This is a genomic window from Leptolyngbya sp. BC1307 (genome assembly GCF_002286735.1).
Classification (GTDB): Bacteria; Cyanobacteriota; Cyanobacteriia; order Phormidesmidales; family Phormidesmidaceae; genus Phormidesmis.
This window is the reverse complement of record NZ_NRTA01000002.1, coordinates 222,317-246,385: the sequence shown is the minus strand read 5'-3', so window position 1 is coordinate 246,385 and position 24,069 is coordinate 222,317. Positions and strand designations below refer to the sequence as shown.

Here is a 24,069-nt window from a genome sequence, read left to right as displayed (position 1 = left end):
GATGGCGTGCTGACTAACCATGGCGTGCTTCTAGCGATCACTCATATAGTGAGCTGAGTGGCCAAAGCTATAGGAGTCAGCCTTTACAGACAGATTTGCTCTCCCCACTTAGCAGGTGGGCGATCGCTATTCGTCCCCAGTCTGCACTGAAACGGGCGCACTAATCGCCCTGGCATCCAGCCGTAGTTAGCATAGCTGCTATCAGTAGGCGTGGCACCAAAAGAGACCAGCCCCGCCTCCGAACAGTTTTCGATAAGCTGGGCGGCCATTGAGTTCATAACAGCGGGCGAGGCTAAAATGCTCGGTGCGCCGCTGCCTGTCAGAATGAAGCTATAGCCATTGGGCCGACCAGCCGGGCCATCGGTGTAGCCGTGGGGTTGCTGAGTGCGCGTTCTAATTTCGGTATTGGGGAAGGTTCTGAGACGCTGTTCGGTTTGGGCGATCGCCTCGCCGCAGCTTCTTTGCGGCTGGGCTGCAATCGGCGCGGCAAAGCTCACCAGATCAGAGCGAATCCATACGGGTGAAGTCGGGTTCACTGAAACGGGGCGCACCTGATACCAGCGATAGCCAGCCTGGTCATTTTGCTGATCGACAATGCTAAAGCGGGTGCCGTTGACAGCCGTTGCCTGAATAGCAGAATTGGTAGAAGGCGCAGCCCGCAAATTGGCACCGCCGCCGTCGAGGGTGGTCGATACCCAGCCGTCGGCAGGTCGGGCAAAGGCATGTTGGGGCAAAGCTAAGCAGAGCGCAGCCGTGAGACCGGCTCCCGTGAGCAAAGAGATCAAACGTTTCATGACGATTTAGAGCGTTGTTTTATGGGTAAGTGCCAGAGGCGCTCTGCTCGGTGGGCCAGGGTTCCTCTCAGGGAAAATCGTACCCTGTTTCCAGGGCAGCTGGCGCAGCAACGGAGCCCCCAGACTGTTGGCAATGCAGGCATGAAAGGCATTTGCAGGCGCTTTTAAAAAACGCAATTTTTGGTTTTGCACCGGACGAAACATGGGTTTTTGCCTCCTGAGTGAAAGCGCTTGGGCGATCAGTGGCCTGTCGGTCTGCGAGCTGCCGTATAGGGCAAACCTTCTCTACATCAACTTATCAGCAGCTGATTCCAGATTTCTGCCGCGAGCCAGCCCTCGGCTGAACTCTTACAGGCTATGACGAGACCGTGTCAAATCTAACCAGGTTACAAATTTGGTAACCACGGCTAACCACCGAGAAAGCTAAATCAAATTGCACCTGCGGACAGAGGGTTTAGGCTAGCGTGCTCATCTACCTTGACAGACAAGACCTAACAAACAAGACCTGACAAACAAAACCCCAAAAACGGGTCCTTAAAACAGCATGGCAGCGGCATACGATTATGATTTGGTAGTGATCGGGGCGGGCTCCGGCGGACTATCACGGCAAAGCGGGCAGACAAGTTGGGTAAAAAGGTGGCGATCGCCGAAAAAAACGTCATCGGCGGCACCTGCGTCAATCGCGGCTGCATCCCTACCAAGCTGATGATCTACGCCGCCGAATTTGCCAAGCAACAAGAGATCGCCAGCGGCTATGGCTGGATAAATCCCAAAGGAAAATTCGCCTGGCCCAGCTTTAAGCAAGCGATGGACAATCACGTTCGCGCTATTCGGCAAAAACAGATCGAGAAGCTGGAAGGCATTGATATCCTGCGCGGGCAAGCCACGTTTATCGATGCCCATACGCTAGAGATAGAGGGCCAAAAGGTCACCAGTGAGTTTGTTCTCATCGCTGTCGGTGGCCGACCGACCATGCCAGATCTGCCGGGCATAGAGCACGCTATCGACTCACGTCAAATTCTCAATTTAGACACGCTGCCCGACTCTTTTTTAATCGCGGGCGGCGGCTACATTGGGGTCGAGTTTAGCCAGGTGCTGCGCTGCTATGGTCGTCAGGTCACCTTAGTAGAGTCAAATCCCTGCGTGCTAAACGGGTTTGATCAAGACATTCAGGCGCGAGTCAAACAAACCCTGATAGATGACGGAATAGCGCTCATGGACGACACTCGCTTGAAAAAAATTGAAAAAGGAACAGACTGCTTAGCCGCCGATCTGAGCAATGGTAAAATCGTAAAAACCGACCAGATTCTCTGCGCGCTAGGTCGCACGGCCAACACCGATACGCTCAATCTGGCAGCGGTAAACATTGACACCGAAAAAGGGATGATTGTTGTCGATCCGCAGGGACGTACTCAGGAGCCTAACATTTTTGCCATTGGCGACTGTACGGCCACGATGCTGCTAACGCCCGTCGCCAAGGCAGAAGGCACCACCGCAGCTGAGGCTATGTTCGGCGACAGTTCAGCTCAGGTGGACTACTATTGGATACCTTCGGCGGTGTTCATGCATCCAGAAGTGGCGATGGCTGGGCTGACTGAGCAAGCGGCCCGCGATCGCTACGGTCAAATAGAGATCAAATGCAACACTTTCACGCCGCTAAAATACGCCATCACCAGCAACCCAATCGAGGCGCTGATCAAGCTGATCATCGATCCTAAGACGCAAAAGATTATCGGCATTCATATGGCAGCGCCGCGAGCCGCTGACCTGGTACAGGCGCTGGTACCGGCTCTAAAGCGAGGGCTTACCGCTGCTGAGCTAGCGCAAACTATTGGCATTCATCCTTCTACAGGGGAAGAGCTATTTTGTCTCTAGCCTGCGCCGATTAGCCGCTTTGTGTCTAGCTGCTTTTCTCAGAGAAGCGGCGATAGGCGAAGAAGGCGATCGCAATCAGACTAAAGGAAAACAGCGTCGTCAGCGTGCCGACCGCGTACAGTGCCGGAGAAGTCACATTGGTCGTCATGCCAAAGATCTCTAAAGGCAGCGTGTTGTACTGCCCGGAAACGAGAGAAGTCCGGGTAAATTCGTCGTAGGAGAGCGTAAAGGTAAGCAGGCCAACGCCCACCAGACTGGGCAAAATCAGCGGTAGAATAATCTCCCAAAAGGTCTTGGTATCGTTTGCGCCCAGGTCTTTAGCAGCTTCTTCGTAAGTGGGGTTAAACCGGTTAAAGATGCCGAGCATAATTAAAAAGGCGATCGGCAGTGTCCAGGTCAGATGAGCCCCCAACCCAGAGCTAAACCAGTTGGTCGGCCACCCCAATACCTGAAACATCACTCCGAGTCCCAAAGAGATCAGAATGCTGGGCACAATCAGGCTAGCAATCGTCAGGTAAAACAGCAGGGTAGCGCCTCTAAAACGCTGGCGAAAGGACATTGCTGCCAGCAGCGACATACTGGCAACCAGTACAGTGACAATGGCCCCTAACATGAGCGATCGCTGAAACGGCTCGATAAAGTTGCCCACTCGCTGCTCTTGAAAAACCTGCCCTAGCCAGTAAACGCCAAAGCTGCGCACCGGAAAAGTCAAATTGCCATCAGGCCCCTGCAGCGACAAGATGAAGATGGTGATCATCGGGCCGTAGAGGAACAAAATAAACAGGCCAAAGAAGGCCGCAAGTAGGTAGAAGGAGAGCGATCGCTTTTTCATCAATATTAAATTCCCAACTAAATTCCCAACTAAATTCCCAACTAAATTCTCAACTCTCTACAGCTCTTTACGAATATTGACCACACGCAAAATCGATATAACCAGCAGCATTGTCACTATCAGCAACACAATCGCGTTAGCCGCCGCCAGCGGATACTGCAAACTGCCGATCTGCGTCTGAATGAGCTTCCCTACCGAAGCCGCCTGCCCGCCGCCCATCAGCCGCACCGTAATAAATTCTCCCATCACCAGCGTCACAATAAAAATTGAGCCAATGGCAATACCGGGAGCTGACAGCGGTAAAGTCACTTCTCTAAAAACATCAAGCCCCGATGCGCCCATGTCTTCAGCAGCCGTAATTAGAGTGCGATCAATTCGCATCAGGCTATTAAAGATAGGCGCAATCATAAAAATGATGTACAGATGCACCATCCCCAGCACTACCGCAAAGTCTGAATAGAGCAAAAACTCAAGCGGCTGGTTAATCAGTCCGGCCCCTTGCAGCAGTTGGTTGACCAGGCCCTCCCGGCCTAACAGCGGCAGCCAGGAGATCATGCGAATCACGTTAGATGTCCAAAAAGGAATCGTGCAGACCAAAAACAGCAGCACTTGCCAGCGCAGTTCCTTAACGCAAAACGCCAAAAAGTAAGCCACCGGATAGCCAATCAGCAGCGTAAACAGCCACACTAAGCCGACAAACTTAAAGGTGTTGAGATAGGTCTTAAGCGTGACATCAGACGTAAAAATGCCGATGTAATTATCTAGCGTAAAAGCGGGCGTCATGGAGTAGCCATTAAACTCCCAAAAGCTGACGACGCCAATCAGGACAATGGGAAAAACCAGGAACAGGGCGAGTGCGATCGCCTGCGGTGCCGCTAGGAAATAAGGCTTTAAAGTTGACCAGGATCTAGTCATGGGAGTACTTAGTGAGAGAGTGGCCTGTATCCGATATTTTGCCGCAGAAGCTTGATAGGGCGCACGACGGTACGCCCCGATAGCCCATCATCAGCCAATGGCAACCAGCCAATCACAATCAGCCAATAGCAATCAGCCAATCACAACAGTCAGCTAATCTATGAAGCAATAAACTCGTTCCACTTTTGCACCAGATACGTATTCTCATCCATCGTCGAGTTCCAAACCACAATATTGCCAAAGCGCTCTTCAAAAGAACCGCCATCGCGCTCAGCGCCAGCCTTTGCCAGCGTCTTCCCAAAAGGATCAACAATATCTTCGGGGGCAGCTTTGCCCTCATACCAGTAAGCCCACTCAGCCGGAGACATAAACTTCTTAGTCGTTTCAGGAACCGCGCTGTAGTATCCCTGACGCCCTAAGAACGCGCCCACCCAGCCATCTAGCATCCAGTTAAAATACTCGTAGGCCGCATCTAGCTCAACCCCATCCAGATTTTTAGAAAGACCCACACCGCCACCCCAGCCGCGATAGCCCTCCTTAAGCGGCGCATAGACACACTCAATGCCTTGAGACTGAACGGCCGTAACCGCTGGTGACCACATTGACTGTAGTATTACTTCGCCAGAGGTCATCAGATTGACCGACTCATCAAACGTCTTCCAGAAGGCACGAAACTGACCGTTGGCTTTTTGTTCTTTAAGAATGTCTATGATCTGATCGATTTCGGCTTGGGTCATGTTGCCCTTGTCGGCAAAGGTCATCAGACCCAGCGACTCCGCTACCATCGCCGCATCCATAATGCCAATTTGAGGGATGTCCAGAATAGCGGTTTTACCCTTAAATTCCTCGTCAAACAGTTCACCCCAGCTCTGGATCTCTTTGCCGACCAGATCGGGGCGGTAGCCCAACGTGTCCGCATTGTACTGAAAAGGAATCAGCGTCGCGTAGTCAGTCGGCGTCGGAGAAAATTCGGTCGCATCTGGCCCGTTTACGTACATCACCCTGTAAGGCGCGGTCCCTTGAGAAGTCTCAACCGGCATCCCTTCAAACTCGCCAGCGGTAAAGAAAGGGACGATCTTATCCCAGTTCTTGATCCTGGCCACCTCAATCGGCTGAAGATTGCCCGAAGGTACGACTAGGGGCAGGCTGAAATATTCTCCATCGAAGATATCGTACTGACCGGGCTGAGTGATGGCGATCTGATTATTTTCTTCGGTGCTGAGCGCTCGCATATCTAGCTTAAAGCCCAGATCTTCTTGTGCTTTATCGCGGATCTCGTTGATTTGCGAAACGCCAGTACCAATTAGTCGCAGCGTCACATCTTTAGTCTTGTTGGCGTTGACTTCGGGGCCAGTGGCCGGATTGTCGGGTGTGCCCTCGGCAGCGGTCTCAGGCTTGGTGCAGCGAGCAGTGGCAAGAGCTGCGCCCGTAGCAAGTCCGGTTTGAATCAGTCGTCGGCGAGTAAATTTAGGCATGCGCTTGAATTACTAAACAATGAATGAACAACTTTGGGCAGTAAACATCGAAGCCGTAAACAACTTAGGTTAAGCAAAAGTAAAGAGACGATTTCTTTGCCTTAGCTTAAGCTTTGAGAGTCACGGGCTCAATACGGCAGAAAAACACACTCCTGAGCTGACCAGCGAACGGTCACCGGTTGCCCTACTGCTAGCTCGGATGTCACCCAGTCTGTCGTTCGCACCTTATGTAGCAGCATCTGGTCAGTGGCTTCTACCCTGAGTGTGACACGGGTGACGTAGCCAGTCAGCTCGACATCGGTAATCCGGGCTGTCAGGTGATTAGCGTAGGGAACAGGCGCAGTCGATGAGTCCGACTGCGCAGTGAGGTGAATCAAATCGGGACGGACAGAGCAGGCGGCGACTGAGCCCGCCAGTGTAGCTGTACCCTGACAGAAGAAAGTACCTAAACCATCGGCGTCTAATTCAATGAGGTCTTTGCCCTTTTCGTCGGGTACAGCATTGACGACGGTGCCGCTAAAAATGTTGTTGTCACCGATAAATTTGGCGACAAACTGCGAAGCTGGCGTATTAAACAGCTCTGCGGGCGTCGCCACCTGGTCGATATGGCCGTGATTCATCACCACAATCTGATCGGAGAGCGAAAAAGCTTCTTCTACGTCGTGAGTGACTTGTAAAAAAGTGAGCCCGAACCGTTGCTGGATTTTTCTGAGTTCGCCGCGCATTCGCACCCGCAGGTTCTCATCTAGGGCACTCAGCGGCTCATCGAGCATGAGCACCTGCGGGCGATTGACTAAGGCTCGGGCCAGGGCAATGCGCTGCTGCTGACCGCCGCTGAGCATACTGGGCTTACGCCCGGCGGTGTGGCTCAGCCCGACTAGCTCTAAAATATCATCGACGCGCTGGGTGCGTTCGGCTTTGGCAATGCCTTTCATCTTCAGGCCAAATTCGATGTTTTGCCAGATGGTTTTGTGTGGGAAAAGCGCATAGTTTTGAAACATCATGGCGGTGTTGCGCTGGGCGGGCGGCAGGTGGGTGACGGGGCGATCGCCGATATACACCTCGCCGCTGGTCACACTCTCGTGCCCGGCAATCATCCGTAGCGCCGTTGTCTTACCGCAGCCGCTCGGCCCGAGCAAACAGCAGTAGGCCCCTGCCGGAATATCTAACGTGATATTTTCAATGGCAGTAACAGCGCCATATTTTTTGGTCACCGACCGTAGCGAGACACCTGCAGCAGCGCTCTTCTGCGAGATCGCTGGGGAGATTGCTTCAGACTGGGTAAGCGGAGACTGAGGCTCAGTAGTTGTTTTCATGAGAATTATTAACCTGCAGTTGAGCAGCGATAGTGCTGGTCGAGGCGAATGAGCGTGTGTAGCAAAACGTTGGCTCCCTGGGCGCAGTGCTCCGGAGAGGTGTACTCGGTTTCGGCGTGGCTAATACCGGCTTCGCTGGGCACAAAAATCATGCCCATATCGGTGATTTGGGCCATCTCCTGGGCGTCGTGGCTGGCCCGGCTGGGCAACTGCATGTAGCTCAGCGAGAGGTCTTCACACACCTGAGCGATCGCCGTCTGAATGCGAGAATTCGCCAGGGCCGACTGGTTGCGCAACAGTGGCGACAGCTGAATGCGGGTTTCTGTTTCGGCGGCGATCTGAGCCATTTCAGCTTCTAGCTTTGTCATCAGCTGATCTAGATGGTCTTCATCGAGATCGCGAATATCGAGCGATAGCTCTACCCGATCTGGAATCGTATTGGCTACGTTGGGAGCTACGTCTAGCTGCCCGACGGTTGCCACCTGATCGCCGGGCCGATTGCCCAGAGCGTGAACCGCTAGCACTAGCCGAGAGGCCGCTACCAGCGCATCTTGCCGCAGATGCATAGGCGTTGTCCCGGCGTGACTGCCCCGACCTTCTACGGTGAAGATGTAGCGCTGCTGAGCGACGATTCCGGTGACAATGCCAATCTCTTTTTGAGCGCTTTCTAAGACTGGCCCCTGTTCTATATGCAGCTCTACAAAAGCAGCCAACTCAGCCGAGGTCAGCCGGACATCGGCTCGTTTTGACCAGTCGCCGCCGACCCTGGCCAGACAGCTTTGAATGGGTTCGCCATCGGTGCTGCGATAGGGTAGGGCATCGCTGCCCAGGTTGCCAGAAAGGGCTTTGCAGCCAACCATAGTGCGCTCCTCGTCAGCAAAGACAATCAGATCGAGCGGATGGTCTAAGCTATGGCGGCGATCGCGCAGCGTCCGGATCACTTCCAGCCCCGCCAAGACGCCATAAGTACCGTCATAGTGCCCAGCATTGGGTACTGTATCAATGTGAGAGCCAGTGGTGAGCGCCGGCGCTTGTTCAAATCGCCCCGGATAGCGTCCGATAATATTGCCTGCCGGGTCAATCCGCACCTGCATACCCGACTCGCGCATCCACTGCTGAATCAGGTCGCGAGCAAGACAGTCTTCTGGGCTAAAGGCAAGGCGCTGCACACCCCCATTAGGCAGCGCGCCGATATTGGCCAGATCAGCGATACTTTCCATCAGCCGGTCTTGGTCGACCTGAAGCTTTGAAACGAGACTTACCACTCATGCCCTCCTGAGGGTTGTAGATGCTCTGTAAACGATCTTTAATACCCCCAGAAACAATTTTCTGGGTAATAGGATACTGCTTGAGGCTTTTTCTTCCCGACATTGTATATATGTATACTGTATACAATTGATCAGGCAGCGAAACTGTATCAGGTTTATCTATAGCGTTACCCGGATGCATTCGGGTAACGCGAGTCACTTGGCCTGTTGTTATGCAAAGGTTTTACCTGCGTTGCTGTATTCAAGCCAAGTGGCCAACGCTATAGAACGGGTGGCTGATTAGTGATGCTTGGCTGATTGTGCCTCAGGTGCAGCGATTGACTTATGAAATAGCCTGTCTGCATACCGAGAAATCCGCCAAGTGCTACATCCGCGCTTACTTCTCGTCTCGTTTTAAGCTTATATTTCTCTCAATTTCTCAGAGGTAGTGCATAATGTCCGACGCGGCTTCGGCAGTTAAACATGTTTTCATTTGCGGCTCAGCCCTGCGCGGTCAGCCCGACCATCAAAACCTCCAGTCTGCGACCTTCCTGCGCGAAGCTAAAACAGCGCCCAGCTACCGGCTGCATGCGGTTAAAGACGGCTGGCATCCTGGCATTTATCAGACCGAGACAAACGGCATCTCGATTCCTGGTGAAGTGTACGAACTCACAGCAGAGCAGTATAACTATCTGGTTTCGACAGAGCCGCCCGATATGTACCCGGCAGAGGTGACGCTAGAGGATGGGGAAAAGGCGATCGCCATGCTCTATCCCAAAGCCCTCATAGACGAAGGCGGCTGGCCCGACATTTCCGACATTGGCGGCTGGGCAGCCTATAAAGCGCAGCAATAGAAAATCAGCGGAAAAAAGCGTCCTTGCCATCGTCGCCCGCAAGACCTGCGCCAACAGTATCGGTAATACCGGCAGTAGCGCCTTCTCTATGTTCATACTCTGCAGCCGCTGTGTCACCCCAGCCGGTAAATGATATAAATTCCATCCCAAAACCGGTTGTTGGCTCCTCCTTCGGAGTATCGCTTTATAATGAGAACAAGAGCGATCATCGGATGCCTATGGTAACCCTACAGCTTAGACAAATCAAAGTATTGCCAAGTCAACGTGTTGATTTGGAAGGCATCGGCTGGTCAGAATTTGAAGCCATCTTAGCTGAACTAGGAGAAAGTCGCAGTACTCGCATTGCCTACAATAACAATACGCTGACGATTGTGGCCCCTCTCTTTCGGCATGAAAAATCTAAAGTTGCCTTAGGCGATATTGTCAAAGTTTTGCTAGATGAACAAAACATCGACTATGATTCATCCGCTTCTACAACCCTGAAGCGCCAGGATCGGGGTAAAGGCGTTGAGCCAGATGACTCATTCTACATTCAAAACTACGAGCGGGTACTCAACAAAGACCGAATCGATCTTACGGTCGATCCACCACCGGATCTTGCGATTGAGGTAAATCTCACCTCTAAAACTCAGGCGAACCTTTACGCAGCCTTGGGCGTTCCAGAACTGTGGCGATACGATCAAGACTGCCTTCGCATAGATGTTTTGCAGGCAGGGCGATATGTTCAGGTCGAGGAAAGCCCTACCTTTCCCGGCTGGCCAATCGTTGAACTTGCTGATAAATACATGGCCAGAGCCAGAGAAGTGGGCCAAGGCCGAGCCGTTAGGGAGTTGCGTCAACAGGTGCGCAAGCGACTGGCCGATTTAGGATGAGCGGCGGCTTTTGAGGACGGGTTTAGATGCTGATGTCAGCTAAATTTGAGTATGTTTGGAGTCACTTGAAATGGCCTCTCCCAATTCAGAAGTAGCGCCTGAGTCTGACAGTCTCTACGAGAGCGATTTTTACGCTTGGACGCAGCGACAGTCTTTACTTTTGCGCAACCAGCAGTGGCAACAAATAGACCTGGTCAATGTGATTGAGGAGATTGAGTCTTTGGGCAGGCAACAAAGACAAGAACTGCGAAATCGCCTAGCGGTGCTAATAGGTCACCTCTTGAAGTGGGAATATCAGCGCGAGAAACGCAGTCGTAGCTGGCTGGCGACCATCAGCATTCAGCGATTGGACATCAGCGAACTGATCGCAGACAACCCAAGCCTTAAGCCCTACCTCAGCGAAGCTTTAGAAACTGCCTATCGCAAAGGGATAATGCTGGCCATGAAAGAAACCGATCTACCTCAGAAAACGTTTCTGACTGGCGTAACGTACTCGCTAGAGGCCATTTTGTCAGAAAGTTTTTATCCGGGTGAAGCCAGTGGGCTAGTCGAACCTAACCTGTAATCTCCAGTAGGCTCGACTGATCTGACATGATCTGACTATGTTATCTAGATGATGAGCGGCGAGGCTGAGCGCTGCCGGAGCGACTCTTGATGACCGGAGTGGGCGATCGCCCACTCCCACTTGGCCGAGAAGACGACCGACCGCGACTGCCGCCACTTGAAGATCTCCCGCCATCACGCGGATTGTTACGTCCATTGGGAATCGGCTCAGGCGGAATCGACGGATCTGGGTCGTAGCCAGCAATCACTTCCTTGGGAATCTCTCGTTTGAGCAGCCGCTCAATATCTCTGAGCAGCGATTTCTCATCTACGCAGACCAGAGAGACTGCCTGACCCTCGTTACCGGCCCGCCCAGTGCGGCCAATCCGATGTACGTAGTCTTCAGAGACGTTGGGTAATTCAAAATTGACGACATGAGGCAGCATGTCAATGTCCAAACCGCGAGCGGCAATGTCTGTAGCGACTAAAACCCGCACGTTCCCCGCTTTAAAGGCAGCGAGTGCCCGAGTGCGCGCTCCCTGGCTTTTATTGCCGTGAATAGCCGCAGCCGTGAGGCCGTCTTTTTCCAGATGCTTGGTCAGGCGATTTGCGCCGTGCTTGGTGCGAGTAAACACCAGCACCTGCTGCCAGTTGCGAGAGCCGATAATAAATGAGAGCAGCTCGCTCTTGCGATGGCGATCTACTGGATACACAAGCTGATCGACGCTTTCGGCAGGGGCGTTAGCGCGGGCGACTTCTATGAGCTGGGGCGATCGCAAAAAACTATCGGCCAGCTTTTTGATCGGCCCTGAAAAAGTTGCCGAAAATAACAGCGTCTGCCGCTGCTCAGAAACCAGCGTCAAAATCTTGCGAATGTCGTGGATAAAGCCCATGTCCAACATGCGATCAGCTTCATCGAGCACCAAGATCTCCACCTGAGACAGATCGACCGTTTGCTGATTGACATGGTCGAGCAGACGACCCGGCGTGGCGATTAAGATATCGACGCCCTGGCGTAGCTTAGAAATCTGCGGATTGATCTTTACCCCGCCAAAGACGACCGTTGAGCGCAGCGGCAGGTACTTACCGTAGGTGGCAACGCTTTCTCCTACCTGAGCGGCTAGCTCACGAGTCGGCGTGATTATCAGCGCCCGAATCGAGCGGTGTCCGGTCTGAGCCTGGGCCGACCGAGACTTGATGATCGGGCCAGACGACTTAGCGGCCCGTTTGCCTGCCGGTTGGGCAGTAGCCGCAGCCATCTCCTGGGCAGATTGGGCTGGCAGGTTCTCACAGAGCCTTTGCAGCAGCGGTAGGGTAAAGCCCGCTGTTTTACCGGTGCCTGTCTGAGCGCTGGCCATCACGTCGCGGCCCTGCGCAATTACCGGAATAGACTGGCGCTGAATGGGTGTAGGTTCGCTGTAGCCTTGCTCGCTAACTGCGCGCAAAAGTTCGGCCCGTAGACCGAGAGTATCGAAAGTCATAAGCTGAAAAAATTGCTCCTAAGCAATTGTCTGAGGTGCCCTATCCCAAACGCAGTGCACGGGACTAGCCTAAGAGCAGAAGTCATAAAAGGGTTTGAAGCATTGCTAGCGGTGACTGGTTAGCCCGCCCGTAAGCAAATATCGCTTCTGGCACTCGCGCAGACTAGATGCGCAGCCAAGGCACCATCCTAACAGACTTTTGAAGGAAAGGCGGTATTGCCGCAAGTCGTCACTAACGTCGTCTGCCTAAGTCTCTGCCAGGCAGCCATTCAGCCAGTTAACCAGGTCAGCAGTTACCACCTCGGCATCGAGGTCATTATGAGGCTCGTGGTAGCTACCAGGGTAGAGATTGAGCGTCTTATCAGGCGTTTGAATCTGCTGAAAAATCTGATGGCTGCCAGCGGGTGCGATGATCGGATCAGCTTCTCCGTGGATCAGCAAAATTGGCAGCTGTAGCTGATCAATATGAGCTTTTACCCACTGAATGGTATCAAGGGTCTCGGTGCCCCAACGCAGCGTCACACAGGAGTGAACCAGCGGATCGTCGGCAATCTGATCAGTTACTTCCGGGCAGCGAGAAAGGCCACTTTTATCGAGCCCCATGCGCAGCGTCAGACGCGGTAAAAGTCCGGAGAGCAGACGAGCCAGTGCAATTCGCGCCGAACTAGCCGTGCTGTTAAAAGGCTGAATAGGCGGCGCGCTGACTACGATCCCCCGAACGTTTACCGCTTGAAACTGAGGTGACTGAGCGCCGCGCAGCACATAGTCAAGCACAATCAGACCGCCTAGACTGTGCCCCATCAGAAACAAGGGCGCGGTTGGCTCCTGTTGGCGAACCATCTGTAGAAAAGCCTGAGTATTTTTGCGATAGTCCTGCCAGTGGTCGATATGCCCCCGCTGCCCTTCAGACCGACCGTGCCCCTGATTGTCAAAAGCAAAAACCGCGTAGCCCTCTGCTGTCAGTGCCTTGACCACATTGCAATAGCGCCCCGAGTGTTCGCCCAGGCCATGTATCAAAGCCAATACGCCTCGGATTGGTGATCCGGCTGTGGCTGATGGATTAGCGTCTGCAGCTGATATATCAGCCGTCGTTTCTGTCAGCGAAGGCGGATACCAGCTCTGGTAGAAAAGCTGGAGAGAATTTGAGCCGCTAAAGGTGCCCTCAGAGACACCTTGTGAAGAAGTTTGGGTCGAGGTCATTACGGCTAAATCAGGCGTATTCTAGTGACGTATTCAGAGCGGTGTCTTCAGGTCTATTTTGAGTGTCTGGTGTATCACAGTTTACTCTGTACTCAATCTACAAGATTTCGATAGTTCCTTGCTGTCCATCAATACGGACACGCTGGCCAGTCGTCAGTCGCTGAGTGGCGTCGGTGACATCCATCACAGCAGGAATGCCGTACTCGCGGGCGACGATGGCTCCATGCGAGAGCTGACCGCCGACTTCCGCGACCAGTCCACCGATGCGAGCTAGTAGAGGCGACCAGCCAGCATCGGTGTAGGGCACTACTAAAATGGTTTGGGCATCAATAGTCTGGGCATCGACAGTCTGGGCCTCGACAGTTGGGAAATCCTGAGTTGAGGAGCTAGCTGACGGGGCGCTGAAGTCGGCGGCATCTGCCAGATTTTCTAACACGCGCACGGTGCCTTCAATCTGTCCGGCACTGGCCCCAATACCGCGCAAAATGCCTGCTGAGATCAGGGGCTTAGCGGCAACGGGTACTGGCGGGGCCTGACCGTAGACCAGGTAGGGAGCCCGGTACTTACCCTGACGCTGCCAGAGCGCTTTGGCGGTATCCACTTTAAGCTGCAGCTCGGCGGCAGGTAGAGGGGCGGTTATTTGGGTGCGAATATCGGTCCAGGTGAGGAAAAAGATATCGCCTTGCAGCGCTAGTTTGCCTGACTTCAGCCAGTGGCTTTCTAAGGTGACAAAGCAGCTTCGCAGAACGGCTAGCAGCCGGTCGTAGACTTCTGCGACCCGGCCTTTTAAGTCTAAGCGGGCCTGCACCTGGCGATCGCGCCATCCGGTCACCGCTTTACGCTCAGCAGGCGGCGCGGGTGGGTCAAACAGATATTGAGTCAGCAGTTCGCGGACAGGCTGCGGCGACTCGCGCCAGGTGGGCACTGCAATATCAGTCGCGACTTCGCTCAAGTAGCCATATTCATCTAAGAACTGGTCAAGCTGGTCAAAAGCTAGCTGACCGTCGGGATGCTCAGAAAGAGCTGCAAACAAAGAGGCTCCGTTGCTCGGCGGCGTGCGCGTATCGGAATCAGGGTCTGTACTGATATCTGAACTTAAGCCGAGTTCGGGGAGGAGCGATCGCAGCTGAGTCGCCATTTTCTTTAAATCTTCCAGCGCTCGCAATTCGGGATTGCGGCGACTGTCAAGCGCGGCCAAATCTACCTTGAAGATGGCCTGCCGCAAGGCTAAGCTCAGCGGAGCCAAAATATTGAAGTAAGTGGCTTGCTCCAGCAGAGAGAGGACTTCGGTAATGCGTTCGGCGATCGCACCTTCTGAGAGCTGTGCCAAAGGTTGCTGCCGCCAGTGCTGCAGGGCCGGGCTAAAGACGCTCTGATCGGCCTGGGCAAACTCAGCCGGTAGCGACATCTCTTGCCGCAGTAATCGCAGCAGCCCCGGCGCATTGCGCAGGGTGACCAGCAGCGGCGGGCGGCTAAACTTAGCCCCTCGGGTCAAAAACTCCAGACTGTCGGGCGGCAGGCCCATGCGGGTGAAGATATCGCCCAGCAGCGTGGCATTAAAGTAGGCGCGGGCATAGTGCAGCGTGGCCGTTTGCGAAAAGTCGAGATCGGCGGCTCGATTTTTAAGCACGGTTGTAAACAGATCGCCCCAAACGCCACAGGTCAGCGGCTGATTAATCGACCAGGTGAGCGGGCGGATGACGCCCGGAATCACCTCAGCAGCGATTTTTCGCGTCCAGATCGGTAGCAATGTGGTGATCGGGCGGCTTTGCAACACCCAGAGCTGCTCGCCATCAAAGGTCCACTCAATGTCTTGCGGCACGCCATGACAGCTATTTTCGATATGACGCGCGAGATAAGCCACCTGCTGAATCAGCCGCAGCGGCACCTGCCCCTGACCGTTCACAGGCAGCGTCTCTTCTGGCGGCAGCTCCCACGTCCCTGAATGGGCCGCTGAATGGGCTGACGGCTCGCTCACACTGACCTGATAGCGCTCCGGTGTAATCTGCCCCGAAACCACCCGATCAGCGCCGCCTGGCAGCGCCTCTACTGCCACCACCTCGCTGGCTTGAGTGATCGGGTCGCGGCTAAAAGCAACGCCCGAAAATACCCCGGTGATGTAGGGCTGCACCAGCACTGTCATTTTGCCCTCGGGCAGGCCCCGATCCCGGCGGTAGCGAAGGGCGCTAGGTCGGTTGTAAGCTTCAAAACAGACGGCGATCGCTTGGCCCAAAGCCGCTGTGCTCATAATTTCAGTGACTGAGACGTACTGACCGGCTGCTGAAGCGGTGAGACTATCTTCGCCAATAGCGGAAGATCTGGCGACGACCGGGTCTGCTGCGCTCGGTGAAACCGCTGCAATCAGCGCTGCTGGATCATCACCCGCAGGCAGCACATAGCCCGGCGGCACCGGATAGCCCCAGGCGTAGAGCTGAGACAGGGTCGCGGCTTTATTGCCAACTTCGTCAGCCGACAAAACGGTAGATAGGGATTTGAGGGCGCGATCGCCTTGAAAAAACCGAAACAGCCGCCGTGAGTTTCCGGCACTTTGGGTCGCAGGCATCTCTAGATCATCCGGTATTTTTTGATAAATCCAGGCAATCAGCCCAGATAGACAGGCCACTATCAGCACCCGCATTCCATCCGCAGGATGTCGCAGCGCGGTGAGCACTGGCATCAGCACCAGCACCAGCAGTCGCCCCTGCTGCCGCATTCGAAAAACGGTAAAGCCAAACAGACTAATCAAGAAGACCAGACCTGTCACCACCGGATCGTAGACCAGAAAACCCCAGGCGACATTCGTTGTGCCCGCTCCCTGACTGCCCCAGTACCGGCCCATCACTAAAAATATGAGAGAAAGCACCGGCCAGATCGGGTCACCGCCAAAAAAATAGCGGGCAATCAGCACGGCGACGATGCCTTTCATCGCCTCAGCCGCCACAGAAAGCAAGCCAACAGCTGTGCCCCCATGATAGAAAGCGGCAGAGACACCCACATTGCCTGTCCCAATTTTGGCGAGCTGCTTACCCGTCAGCAGCCGGACAATCCAGCCTGTCAGCGGCAGCGCACCCAGCACCGGAACCAGCGTAAAAATCAGCAGTGCGCCGATGACTTGAGCCATAGTTTAGTCACAAGTTAGTCACTATGCATGACAGAGAAGGTCAGTGACTGGCAAAAAAGCTGATGGGTCCACTAGTCATATCAGCTGTTGAGCATTCGCTGTGTAGCGATTCTACGATGGCAAGCGACACAAAAAAAAGACGTTAGTTAGGACGGTGAAAATTCATCCCGCATCAACTAGCGCTACACCAGCGCCCTAACTTCACTCGTAGAACTAGCAGCAGAGTAAATGAGGAGAACTGTCTTGAGCGGCTCATTTTTCTGCAAATTGTTATTTTTACAGTTGATTTAAACGCCCTAAAGCTGCTCTGCTGTCTACAGCGTCAGTCTACAGTGCCGGTGATACGGTAAACCCGTGCGGATTTACGAACTTTTGGGGCGAAAGCTCTAGGTGAGCTACCTCGCTCGCCTGATGGCTCTACTAACGCTGACGAACAGGCGCTGACGAAAAGACCAAACTGCTATTTACTTCACAGGACCTTAAGCATGACTTTTGGGGATATAGCGCTCCTGCTCAAAAGCGATCGCCCCCGGCGGTTGGCAGCCTGTCTTTTTGCCCTGAGTGCGCTGCCTGCTCTTTCAGCGCCAGCGCTGGCCCAGAGAGGCGTTGATGACCCTGCCGCATCTCGTCAGCCGCACGTTGCGCAGATGTTGCCAGAAAACACCCCCATTGCCTTTTTTCTGACTACGCAAGCGGCAGACTGGCAGGCGCTAGAACAGTTTGAGCTATTTGCTAAGATTGCCGCCTTTACCGGCGGCGGCGTCAGTCCGCTGAATTTGCCAATTCTACTGCCGGGCATAGACTATGCCCGCGACGTTCAGCCCTGGATTGGTGAGCAGGTGGCGATCGCCGTCTTACCCGATACCACGCCCCGCAGCATTGCCGTCAGCGATATTGCCGCTACCACGCTGACGGTCGTTCCGGTCGCCAATCAACAGGCACTACCGCCTTTCTTAGAACGCTTGGAAACTGCCCGCGCTGACGAAGTTCCTGAAAAGAGCACTTACGAGGGAGTAGCGCTATGGGTATGGCCGACTCGCACCGAAAGCTATGACGATTACTATGACGACGATTGCTACGAAGCAGATTGCGCTGACGATGATTACGAGCAGCCCGCACCGCTACCTGAGCCGACGACAGATCCCCCAGCAGTAGGCGCTGCCAAAGCAGTCTCTCCGCCGACTCCTCAGCGATTGCCCGTACCCGGTGAATTCGAAGAAGGAGACTATATCTACCGGATACCGGGCCTTGCGGTTGCCATCTTAGACAACTACCTGGTATTCGCTCAGGAGCCAGCCGCCTTAAAAACGCTGATTGACTATCAGCAGTTAGCTAAGCCCTCGCTGGCCGACAGTGCCTTGTTTTTGCGATCGCAATACACCGACTCAGAAGGAGCGATCGCTCGCTTTTATGCCAACTTGTCAGAAACCGTTAAGTTCAACCTCGACGGCGGACTATCTGGCTTCAACTCACCGCTACCAGGGCTCCCGACTCCTTTTCCGGGATTGCCCGAACTCATACCGCAGCTGACGTTGCCTTTAGAAGCGCGATCGCTCACCGCCAGCGCCTTACAAGGGGTAACCATTGACAGCCTGATTTACCTGCAGGCAGAAGGCATCCGGCTCCAGGGACGACTCTACGGCAACGACCTGGTGCGCAGCGTCGCTACTCCCGAGCTGCCAGAGGCGGATTCAGCGCTGAGCTTTGTCCCGGCCCCCGCCTATTCGCTCAATAGCGGTCGCGATCTGGCCGGGCTGTGGCGGCAGATTGCGGCAAGTCTAGCCCTGAGCGAACCTACTCGCGAATTTTTACAGCAGGCGCGCAACACAGTTTCGACGTTCTTAGGGCTGGATCTGGACACAGAGCTATTGGGCTGGATGGACAAAGAAATCGTACTGTTCTTTGTCCCTAATGCGGGCGGTGGCAGCTTTCGGCCCGAGTTTAATCTTGAAACGGGGATAGCCATTCAGACGAGCGACCGGGCGACGGCGCAAAAGGCACTGGACGCGCTGGATACTTTTGTTGGCAGTAGCGACGTGGTGGGGCGAACCCTGAGCGTTACGACCACTAATATCAATGATATCCCGGCAGTTAGCTGGCAGATTCCAGCCTACTTTGGCCCGACTCAGCCGCTCAGTGTGCTTGCTCACAGCTGGATTTCTGAAGATACGGTGGTGTTTACCTCTGGCACTCGGGCGATGGCACAGCTACTGAATGTGCCCGATTTCCAGTCAATAGAGCGCTCTTCTACTTTCATAGAGACGACTGGCTCGCTGCCTCATCCGAATAATGGCTATTCGTATCTCAACGCTGGCTCTACGCTGTCTTTAATCTACAGTTTGCTGAGCAGTTGGTTGGCCGTGCCCCCAAACGATCCGTTTTTTCAAACCGTTAAGAGCTTTTTAGGAACGATCCGCAGCTTTGGCAGCACTACCTCTAGCACCCGCGACTACTGGCAGCTAGATTCGCTGATGAATTTAGCTCCAGTGCAGGCGGGACAGCCGCTCGCTGCGCCCATGGCAGAACCGGTCACAGTCGAACCGGTCATCGTCGAACCCGCAGTAGAACCGACGGCTGAGTAGGCTGGTTGGGATGGATAGGCGATCGCGCTAAGCTAAGCTAAAAGACAGGCTTGAAAGAAGTGAGGGCGGCTAATCCGCTGAAGCAATGGAACCAGTCGGAAAACAACTGCTGTGGAAGCGAGTGCGACGCAACCTGGTATGGCTGAGCTTGCTGGCCCTAGTCTGGCTAACCTGCAGCGGGCAGGCAGGCGCAGAAACCCTGACCGAACGCCAGCAGGCTTATCCCAACTGGCAGAACAAGCCGCCTGTGCAAGTTTCTGACGGCGATCTGGCTTATCCTAGCTGGATGTCAGGCAGCTGGCGCATGACCTCTACGCTAGTAGATATGGTGGCCCCCTTTGCGCCAGAAATTGTGACGCCGGGGTTTGAAGGCAATCGGCAGTTTTTGTATCGGCCCATCGAGGCGATTGTGCGGTTTATCCCTCACACGCTTCCGAAAGGGAGCTTTTTAGATCGGGCAATACCGGGCGGCGATGATGACGAAGTGCAAATCATTGCAGACCGGGCGTTTAATGGGCTCAGCCTGGCGCGGGCCTATCTGGGTGAAGAGGGGGTAAAAGCGGTCAAGGTAGACCCGGATAACCCCAATCGACAGATCACTTTTTTGCAGGGTAACCAGCAGCTGATCTCTACGGTGACAGGCCGCAAGGTAGAAGAGCCAAACTCAGGATCTTTTGCGACCACAGAAGTCTTTCAGCAATTTTTTCGCAACCTTAAAACTCCCGACCGCGAGCCTGCGATCTATCTCAACGAGGTCGAAAATACGACTTTTTACCGCAAGCGCTCAGACCCAAATTTCCCAATTGGCGCTGACCAAATCACAGCTATTTACCTCTCGCCTCAAGACCCCAACTACTTTAAGACCCGAGACCAGCCGGTGGCTCTCTACCGGTATCAGCTATCGTTTAGCTCGGTCGATGCGTACAACCGATAGGGCTTAGAGCCTTTCTGAGCAGGCTTACTAGCGTGGACGGCGGGGCCTGTAGTCGTAGTCACGGCGATCATAATCGCGCGGATCGTAGTCACGCGGATCATGGTCACGCGGATAGTCGCGGCGGCTGTCTCTGCTGTCATAGCTACGACCATCGTAGTCCGGGCGGCGGTCGTCGGGGTGGCGGTCGTCGGGGTGGCTTTGCGGGCGATCGCTCAACATCGTACCCTCCACATGCATCTTGAGCTGCTGGGCCATGCGTCTTAGCCCCTGACGCTCATCTCGCCGGATGAACGGTAGAAACACCTTAGAGAGAATGCCTGAAAACACCTCCCGGTGAATATAGTGCGTTCGGCCCGGTACCGTTTCTTGCAGTTCAAACAGGTGCTCACTGCGCAGACCGGGAATGGTCGAGACCCACCGCATCAGGTAGGGAGGGCGCAGCATCGTGATAATCGGCTGAAATTCGGTTTCTTCGTCGCCTTCTAGTCGCTGCATTGACAGGAAGATTTCGTTACCCCGAGCGATTTGCAAGCTGGGGTTGCAGTCATAGAGAAAAGTATTCCAAAAGCGCCACTGTTCTTTGCGGATGAGGGCATCCCAGACGACGCTTTGCGGCGCGTTGATGTCGATTTCGGCGTAGAGGGTAGGCATTGGAAGTAGGAAGGGTGAACGATGAACGATGAAGGCAAGATCAGGATAGGTCTTTAGGTTTCCCGGCGTGTCTCTGCTCGAAGTGTATGAAAAAGCGATAGTCTTTTACTCATCATTCATCCTTCCTACTTCATCTTTATAACTCATGGTTAGTTTGACGCCGAATCCTAGCTACAGTTTAACCCTCCGGATCAAGCTGCCAAATCAGGTGAGTCGGCTGGCGGCGGTGATTGAGGCGATCGCCCAGGCGGGCGGTAATCTTGGCAATATCGAAGTCATCGAAAAAAGCCGCGAGTTTATCATCAGAGAAATTTCGGTCGATGCAGCCAGCACAGAAGCCGCCAATAGTATAGAGGCTGCCGTGCGCGCTATAAAAACAATTGAGGTGCAGTCGGTAGATGATCGGACGTTTGCTCTGCATCGGGGCGGCAAGCTGCGCGTAGAGCCCAAGATTCCGCTGCGCGAACAAGACGATCTGGCGATGGCCTATACGCCAGGCGTCGGACGAGTATGCGTTGAGATTGCCCAGCATCCAGAGCGCGTTTACGACCTGACGATCAAGGGCAATACGGTGGCGATTGTCAGCGATGGCAGTGCGGTGCTAGGGCTGGGCAATTTGGGCGCAGCAGCCTCCATGCCGGTGATGGAAGGTAAAGCCATGCTGTTTAAAGAGTTTGCCGGGCTCGATGCCTTTCCGATTTGCCTAGATACGCAAGATACCGAAGAAATCATTGAGACGGTAAAGCGGATTGCGCCGGTCTTTGGGGCGGTGAATCTAGAGGATATTAGCGCGCCGCGCTGCTTTGAAATTGAAAAACGCCTGCAGGCTGATTTAGACATTCCCATTTTTCACGATGATCAGCACGGTACCGCGATTGTCAGTCTGGCAGCGCTGACGAATGCGCTGAAGGTGGTGGGCAAGCAGATTGGTGATATTCGCCTGGTGATCAATGGGGCCGGGGCAGCGGGGCTGTCGATGGGCCGGCTGTTCCGTCAGGCGGGGGTGCAGCAGCTGATTATCTGCGATTCTAAAGGGATTATTGGGAGCGATCGCTCTGACCTAACCGAGGCTAAAAAAGAGTTTGCAGTGCCGCAGTCAGGCTCATTGGCCGATGCCATGCAGGGCGCAGATGTGTTTATGGGGGTAAGTGCGCCAGGCGTGGTCAGCGTGGAGATGGTGCGCGCTATGGCAGCTGACCCGATTGTATTTGCTATGGCCAACCCCGTGCCCGAAATTCAGCCTGAGCTGGTGGCCGGCATTGCGGCAGTGATGGCGACCGGGCGCAGCGACTACCCCAACCAGATTAATAATGTGCTGGCTTTTCCAGGCGTGATTCGTGGCGCGGTAGACTGCCGGGCGCAGGCGATTACCACCGAGATGTTTTTAGCGGCAAGCAAGGCGATCGCCTCTCTTGTCTCCGAGACAGAACTCAGTGCCGATAAAATTGTGCCGTCAGTGTTTGACCGGCGAGTGGCTCCGGCAGTGGCAGCGGCTGTCAAAGAAGTGGCTCGCGCGGCTGGGATTGCCAAAAAATAGCTGTAACCCCAGGTAGAGCACTGAGATCTACCCTTTGCCATAGACTACTAAGCAGAACGTAACGAGGAACTAATCTGTGCTTAACGAAGCAGCTAAGAAAACTATGCTCCGCAAAATCCCTCATGGGCTCTATGTTTGCGGAGTAAAAGATGGTGAAGACGTAAATGGCTTTACGGCCAGCTGGGTGATGCAGTCTTCTTTTGAGCCACCGATGGTGGTGACCTGCATTAAGAACGACTCGACTTCTCACGCGATGGCGAAAGCCAGCAGCGTATTTTCGCTGAGTATTTTAGAAGACAATCAAAAACAGATTGCGCAAAACTTTTTTAAGCCATTGCGACGCACGGGCAACAAGTTTGAAGATATCGAATTTTATCTGGGTGAAGAGACTGGCTGCCCAATTATTAAAGATTCTCTCGGCTATGTGGAATGCAAGGTAGTGGGCACAGTTGAGCAGGGTGACCATACGGTATTTGTCGGGGAAGTAATTGGCGCGGGCGAACACCGTGAGGGTAAGCCGCTGCTGTTAGAAGATACTGGCTGGAACTACGGCGGATAGAGAGGTTAAGCTAACTGAGCTAAGCTAACTGAACAATTGCTGCACTCGAATAGCAGCGCTCAAAAACAAACTCGCTGTAGTCTGCTAGGTTGTCCGTTCCTGCCAGATTGAACAGTATTTCCAGGGCCAGCCATACGAATATTCTGAGGCTGGCCTGACGCTGGTTATACTGGGTGAGATGGTTCATAATCGGATGCCTCCTTGGCTACTTTTCACTAAGGCTGAGAGGAGTTCTGCGATCGCTCCGTTCATAGCAAAATCAATGCTTTATCCTGACAGGGAGTTTGTGACCAGCTAGCGGCTTTGTAGCGAATGTAGCGGTCAATGTATCTAAAACTGCATAGTAAAGCTGAGGGATTGCTGTACCTTGAATTTGTAGCTTACTTAGCAGTCTATTTATGGTCGATACCCAGCAGCTATTTCCCGGTCAGGTTGAGAAAATGTTGACCAAACGCATCAAGCAGGCAATTTCTCAAAGCAGTATCACCAGCACCCGCAGTGGCAACAAAGAGCTGAGCTTTTTAGTCAAAGAAATTCTCGCAGCTCCCTTCGACTCAGACGCGCAGGTAAAGGCAGTCGGGACAGCGCTAGGGCAAAAGATTGTAGCGCTATCAAAAGAGAGCAATCAGCAAAATCTGGATGCAGGGGTCATCCGCAAGCTGAGATTTAAGCAGGACTGGTCAGCAGAATTTAATATTCCAGAAGCGCTGCCGACGGAAACTATCTCTAAAAAAGTGAATAAGTCTGCTCAGACAGTCGTCGAGCCTGCCAAAGCTGGTTCGCCTGAAAAGACAGCCGATGCAACAGGTTCCGAACCCGAAGTAGAAGATACGCCAGCAAAGACTGCCAACCTCTCCGCTGAGGAAGAGTCTGAAACAGCTGAGAATATGCCCGAAGATAATACCGCCGCTGCCGCCACTGATGCTAGCGTCGTGAGTGAAGATGAAGATGAAACAACAATGTCAACCCCCAACCCTGACAATGTGAACAACGCGGTAGTCGCCCCCGAAGTCGCTGCTACTTCACCAGAGTCTGGTGAGGCAGATGCCCTGTTGGCCGATGAGTCTGACGAGATGCAAACGCTGTCTTCAGAGCCCGATGAAGTGGCTACCTCAGAAGAGTCTACTGCTGCCGCCGAAGCCGCTGAATCTGAAGTCATTGAGAAAGTCAACAGCGGTGTAGGGACAGGTGCGACGACGGCAATGCCTGCCGATCCAGAATCGGTAGCCGCTGTAAACGCTGAGCCTACCACGCAGGAGAAAGCGTAGAGCTTTGCCCAAG

General features: G+C 53.9%; 22 protein-coding genes and 1 pseudogene. 10 read left to right on the top strand and 13 right to left on the bottom strand.

The window, feature by feature from the left end; genetic code table 11:
* Positions 1 to 83: 83 nt before the first annotated feature.
* Positions 84 to 794, bottom strand: a complete 711-nt coding sequence (locus CKL79_RS02480) for an SH3 domain-containing protein (protein ID WP_121967983.1) — start codon at positions 792 to 794, stop codon at positions 84 to 86.
* 6 nt (positions 795 to 800) lie between these two features.
* On the bottom strand, positions 801 to 998 hold the full coding sequence (locus CKL79_RS02475) for a hypothetical protein (protein ID WP_121967982.1): 198 nt from the start codon (positions 996 to 998) through the stop codon (positions 801 to 803).
* A 390-nt stretch (positions 999 to 1,388) separates the two neighbouring features.
* Between CKL79_RS02475 and CKL79_RS02470 the strand changes: the two are divergent.
* Both CKL79_RS02470 and CKL79_RS24115 read left to right on the top strand, forming a co-directional pair.
* Positions 1,389 to 2,270, top strand: a pseudogene (locus CKL79_RS02470) (FAD-dependent oxidoreductase); the annotation flags it as partial.
* Positions 2,250 to 2,669 (top strand): hypothetical protein, encoded by a 420-nt coding sequence (locus tag CKL79_RS24115; protein WP_346427038.1) that lies wholly within the window; start codon positions 2,250 to 2,252, stop codon positions 2,667 to 2,669. The pseudogene CKL79_RS02470 and the gene CKL79_RS24115, both read left to right, overlap by 21 nt.
* 25 nt (positions 2,670 to 2,694) lie before the next feature.
* Here the strand turns inward: CKL79_RS24115 and CKL79_RS02465 are convergent, their stop codons facing one another.
* From CKL79_RS02465 to CKL79_RS02445, 5 genes are all read right to left on the bottom strand, one after another.
* A complete protein-coding gene (locus tag CKL79_RS02465) occupies positions 2,695 to 3,501 on the bottom strand; it encodes an ABC transporter permease (RefSeq protein WP_170943935.1) in 807 nt (268 codons plus the stop codon).
* Positions 3,502 to 3,558: 57 nt separating this feature from the next.
* Complete coding sequence (locus CKL79_RS02460) at positions 3,559 to 4,416, bottom strand: ABC transporter permease (RefSeq protein WP_121967979.1); 858 nt, start codon at positions 4,414 to 4,416, stop codon at positions 3,559 to 3,561.
* 158 nt (positions 4,417 to 4,574) lie between these two features.
* Complete coding sequence (locus CKL79_RS02455; RefSeq protein WP_121967978.1) at positions 4,575 to 5,891, bottom strand: extracellular solute-binding protein; 1,317 nt, start codon at positions 5,889 to 5,891, stop codon at positions 4,575 to 4,577.
* Positions 5,892 to 6,019: 128 nt separating this feature from the next.
* A complete protein-coding gene (locus CKL79_RS02450; protein ID WP_121967977.1) occupies positions 6,020 to 7,207 on the bottom strand; it encodes an ABC transporter ATP-binding protein in 1,188 nt (395 codons plus the stop codon).
* A gap of 8 nt (positions 7,208 to 7,215) precedes the next feature.
* Positions 7,216 to 8,472, bottom strand: coding sequence for a Zn-dependent hydrolase (locus CKL79_RS02445; protein ID WP_121967976.1), 1,257 nt, complete (start codon positions 8,470 to 8,472; stop codon positions 7,216 to 7,218).
* 437 nt (positions 8,473 to 8,909) lie between these two features.
* Between CKL79_RS02445 and CKL79_RS02440 the strand changes: the two genes are divergently transcribed.
* On the top strand, positions 8,910 to 9,308 hold the full coding sequence (locus tag CKL79_RS02440; RefSeq protein ID WP_121967975.1) for a gamma-glutamylcyclotransferase: 399 nt from the start codon (positions 8,910 to 8,912) through the stop codon (positions 9,306 to 9,308).
* A 4-nt stretch (positions 9,309 to 9,312) separates the two neighbouring features.
* On the opposite strand, the gene CKL79_RS23020 is transcribed toward CKL79_RS02440, so the two are convergent.
* Complete coding sequence (locus CKL79_RS23020) at positions 9,313 to 9,453, bottom strand: hypothetical protein (RefSeq protein WP_170943934.1); 141 nt, start codon at positions 9,451 to 9,453, stop codon at positions 9,313 to 9,315.
* A 67-nt stretch (positions 9,454 to 9,520) separates the two neighbouring features.
* On the opposite strand from CKL79_RS23020, the gene CKL79_RS02435 reads away from it, so the two are divergent.
* Positions 9,521 to 10,180 carry a Uma2 family endonuclease gene (locus CKL79_RS02435; RefSeq protein WP_346427037.1) on the top strand — a complete coding sequence of 220 codons (660 nt, stop codon included), beginning with the start codon at positions 9,521 to 9,523 and terminating at the stop codon, positions 10,178 to 10,180.
* A gap of 70 nt (positions 10,181 to 10,250) precedes the next feature.
* The gene (locus tag CKL79_RS02430; protein ID WP_121967973.1) at positions 10,251 to 10,745 is read left to right on the top strand and encodes a DUF29 domain-containing protein; all 495 of its coding nucleotides are present in this window, start codon (positions 10,251 to 10,253) and stop codon (positions 10,743 to 10,745) included.
* 40 nt (positions 10,746 to 10,785) lie between these two features.
* Here CKL79_RS02430 and CKL79_RS02425 read toward each other — a convergent pair whose 3' ends face one another.
* The 3 genes from CKL79_RS02425 to CKL79_RS02415 all read right to left on the bottom strand — a co-directional run bounded on the left by CKL79_RS02425 (position 10,786) and on the right by CKL79_RS02415 (position 16,525).
* Positions 10,786 to 12,204: a DEAD/DEAH box helicase gene (locus tag CKL79_RS02425; RefSeq protein WP_121967972.1), complete on the bottom strand. Its 1,419-nt coding sequence runs from the start codon at positions 12,202 to 12,204 to the stop codon at positions 10,786 to 10,788.
* Positions 12,205 to 12,450: 246 nt separating this feature from the next.
* Complete coding sequence (locus tag CKL79_RS02420; RefSeq protein ID WP_121967971.1) at positions 12,451 to 13,404, bottom strand: alpha/beta hydrolase; 954 nt, start codon at positions 13,402 to 13,404, stop codon at positions 12,451 to 12,453.
* Positions 13,405 to 13,501: 97 nt separating this feature from the next.
* Positions 13,502 to 16,525 carry a glycerol-3-phosphate acyltransferase gene (locus tag CKL79_RS02415; protein WP_121967970.1) on the bottom strand — a complete coding sequence of 1,008 codons (3,024 nt, stop codon included), beginning with the start codon at positions 16,523 to 16,525 and terminating at the stop codon, positions 13,502 to 13,504.
* Positions 16,526 to 17,010: 485 nt separating this feature from the next.
* Between CKL79_RS02415 and CKL79_RS02410 the strand changes: the two genes are divergently transcribed.
* Positions 17,011 to 19,107 carry a DUF3352 domain-containing protein gene (locus CKL79_RS02410; RefSeq protein WP_121967969.1) on the top strand — a complete coding sequence of 699 codons (2,097 nt, stop codon included), beginning with the start codon at positions 17,011 to 17,013 and terminating at the stop codon, positions 19,105 to 19,107.
* A gap of 85 nt (positions 19,108 to 19,192) precedes the next feature.
* Positions 19,193 to 20,041, top strand: coding sequence for a DUF6816 family protein (locus tag CKL79_RS02405; RefSeq protein ID WP_121967968.1), 849 nt, complete (start codon positions 19,193 to 19,195; stop codon positions 20,039 to 20,041).
* 27 nt (positions 20,042 to 20,068) lie between these two features.
* On the opposite strand, the gene CKL79_RS02400 is transcribed toward CKL79_RS02405, so the two are convergent.
* A complete protein-coding gene (locus tag CKL79_RS02400) occupies positions 20,069 to 20,692 on the bottom strand; it encodes an SRPBCC domain-containing protein (RefSeq protein ID WP_205878964.1) in 624 nt (207 codons plus the stop codon).
* A gap of 145 nt (positions 20,693 to 20,837) precedes the next feature.
* Between CKL79_RS02400 and CKL79_RS02395 the strand changes: the two genes are divergently transcribed.
* Together CKL79_RS02395 and CKL79_RS02390 are read left to right on the top strand one after the other, a co-directional pair.
* Positions 20,838 to 22,229, top strand: coding sequence for an NAD-dependent malic enzyme (locus CKL79_RS02395; RefSeq protein ID WP_121967967.1), 1,392 nt, complete (start codon positions 20,838 to 20,840; stop codon positions 22,227 to 22,229).
* A 76-nt stretch (positions 22,230 to 22,305) separates the two neighbouring features.
* On the top strand, positions 22,306 to 22,788 hold the full coding sequence (locus CKL79_RS02390; protein ID WP_121967966.1) for a flavin reductase family protein: 483 nt from the start codon (positions 22,306 to 22,308) through the stop codon (positions 22,786 to 22,788).
* A gap of 19 nt (positions 22,789 to 22,807) precedes the next feature.
* On the opposite strand, the gene CKL79_RS23015 is transcribed toward CKL79_RS02390, so the two are convergent.
* The gene (locus CKL79_RS23015; RefSeq protein ID WP_170943933.1) at positions 22,808 to 22,975 is read right to left on the bottom strand and encodes a hypothetical protein; all 168 of its coding nucleotides are present in this window, start codon (positions 22,973 to 22,975) and stop codon (positions 22,808 to 22,810) included.
* Positions 22,976 to 23,186: 211 nt separating this feature from the next.
* Here CKL79_RS23015 and CKL79_RS02385 point away from each other — a divergent pair, with 211 nt between their 5' ends.
* A complete protein-coding gene (locus tag CKL79_RS02385) occupies positions 23,187 to 24,056 on the top strand; it encodes a hypothetical protein (protein WP_121967965.1) in 870 nt (289 codons plus the stop codon).
* Positions 24,057 to 24,069: the final 13 nt, after the last annotated feature.

What these genes read in the sequence shown, in the direction of transcription:
- CKL79_RS02440 (WP_121967975.1), top strand. Translation starts at nt 8,910, where the DNA reads ATGTCCGACGCGGCTTCGGCAGTTAAACATGTTTTCATTTGCGGCTCA.
- CKL79_RS02450 (WP_121967977.1), bottom strand. Translation starts at nt 7,207, where the DNA reads ATGAAAACAACTACTGAGCCTCAGTCTCCGCTTACCCAGTCTGAAGCA.
- CKL79_RS02420 (WP_121967971.1), bottom strand. Translation starts at nt 13,404, where the DNA reads ATGACCTCGACCCAAACTTCTTCACAAGGTGTCTCTGAGGGCACCTTT.
- CKL79_RS02460 (WP_121967979.1), bottom strand. Translation starts at nt 4,416, where the DNA reads ATGACTAGATCCTGGTCAACTTTAAAGCCTTATTTCCTAGCGGCACCG.
- CKL79_RS02435 (WP_346427037.1), top strand. Translation starts at nt 9,521, where the DNA reads ATGCCTATGGTAACCCTACAGCTTAGACAAATCAAAGTATTGCCAAGT.
- CKL79_RS02475 (WP_121967982.1), bottom strand. Translation starts at nt 998, where the DNA reads ATGTTTCGTCCGGTGCAAAACCAAAAATTGCGTTTTTTAAAAGCGCCT.
- CKL79_RS02430 (WP_121967973.1), top strand. Translation starts at nt 10,251, where the DNA reads ATGGCCTCTCCCAATTCAGAAGTAGCGCCTGAGTCTGACAGTCTCTAC.
- CKL79_RS02425 (WP_121967972.1), bottom strand. Translation starts at nt 12,204, where the DNA reads ATGACTTTCGATACTCTCGGTCTACGGGCCGAACTTTTGCGCGCAGTT.
- CKL79_RS24115 (WP_346427038.1), top strand. Translation starts at nt 2,250, where the DNA reads ATGCTGCTAACGCCCGTCGCCAAGGCAGAAGGCACCACCGCAGCTGAG.
- CKL79_RS23015 (WP_170943933.1), bottom strand. Translation starts at nt 22,975, where the DNA reads ATGAACCATCTCACCCAGTATAACCAGCGTCAGGCCAGCCTCAGAATA.
- CKL79_RS02400 (WP_205878964.1), bottom strand. Translation starts at nt 20,692, where the DNA reads ATGCCTACCCTCTACGCCGAAATCGACATCAACGCGCCGCAAAGCGTC.
- CKL79_RS02465 (WP_170943935.1), bottom strand. Translation starts at nt 3,501, where the DNA reads ATGAAAAAGCGATCGCTCTCCTTCTACCTACTTGCGGCCTTCTTTGGC.
- CKL79_RS02415 (WP_121967970.1), bottom strand. Translation starts at nt 16,525, where the DNA reads ATGGCTCAAGTCATCGGCGCACTGCTGATTTTTACGCTGGTTCCGGTG.
- CKL79_RS02410 (WP_121967969.1), top strand. Translation starts at nt 17,011, where the DNA reads ATGACTTTTGGGGATATAGCGCTCCTGCTCAAAAGCGATCGCCCCCGG.
- CKL79_RS02455 (WP_121967978.1), bottom strand. Translation starts at nt 5,891, where the DNA reads ATGCCTAAATTTACTCGCCGACGACTGATTCAAACCGGACTTGCTACG.
- CKL79_RS02385 (WP_121967965.1), top strand. Translation starts at nt 23,187, where the DNA reads ATGGTCGATACCCAGCAGCTATTTCCCGGTCAGGTTGAGAAAATGTTG.
- CKL79_RS02480 (WP_121967983.1), bottom strand. Translation starts at nt 794, where the DNA reads ATGAAACGTTTGATCTCTTTGCTCACGGGAGCCGGTCTCACGGCTGCG.
- CKL79_RS02395 (WP_121967967.1), top strand. Translation starts at nt 20,838, where the DNA reads ATGGTTAGTTTGACGCCGAATCCTAGCTACAGTTTAACCCTCCGGATC.
- CKL79_RS23020 (WP_170943934.1), bottom strand. Translation starts at nt 9,453, where the DNA reads ATGGAATTTATATCATTTACCGGCTGGGGTGACACAGCGGCTGCAGAG.
- CKL79_RS02405 (WP_121967968.1), top strand. Translation starts at nt 19,193, where the DNA reads ATGGAACCAGTCGGAAAACAACTGCTGTGGAAGCGAGTGCGACGCAAC.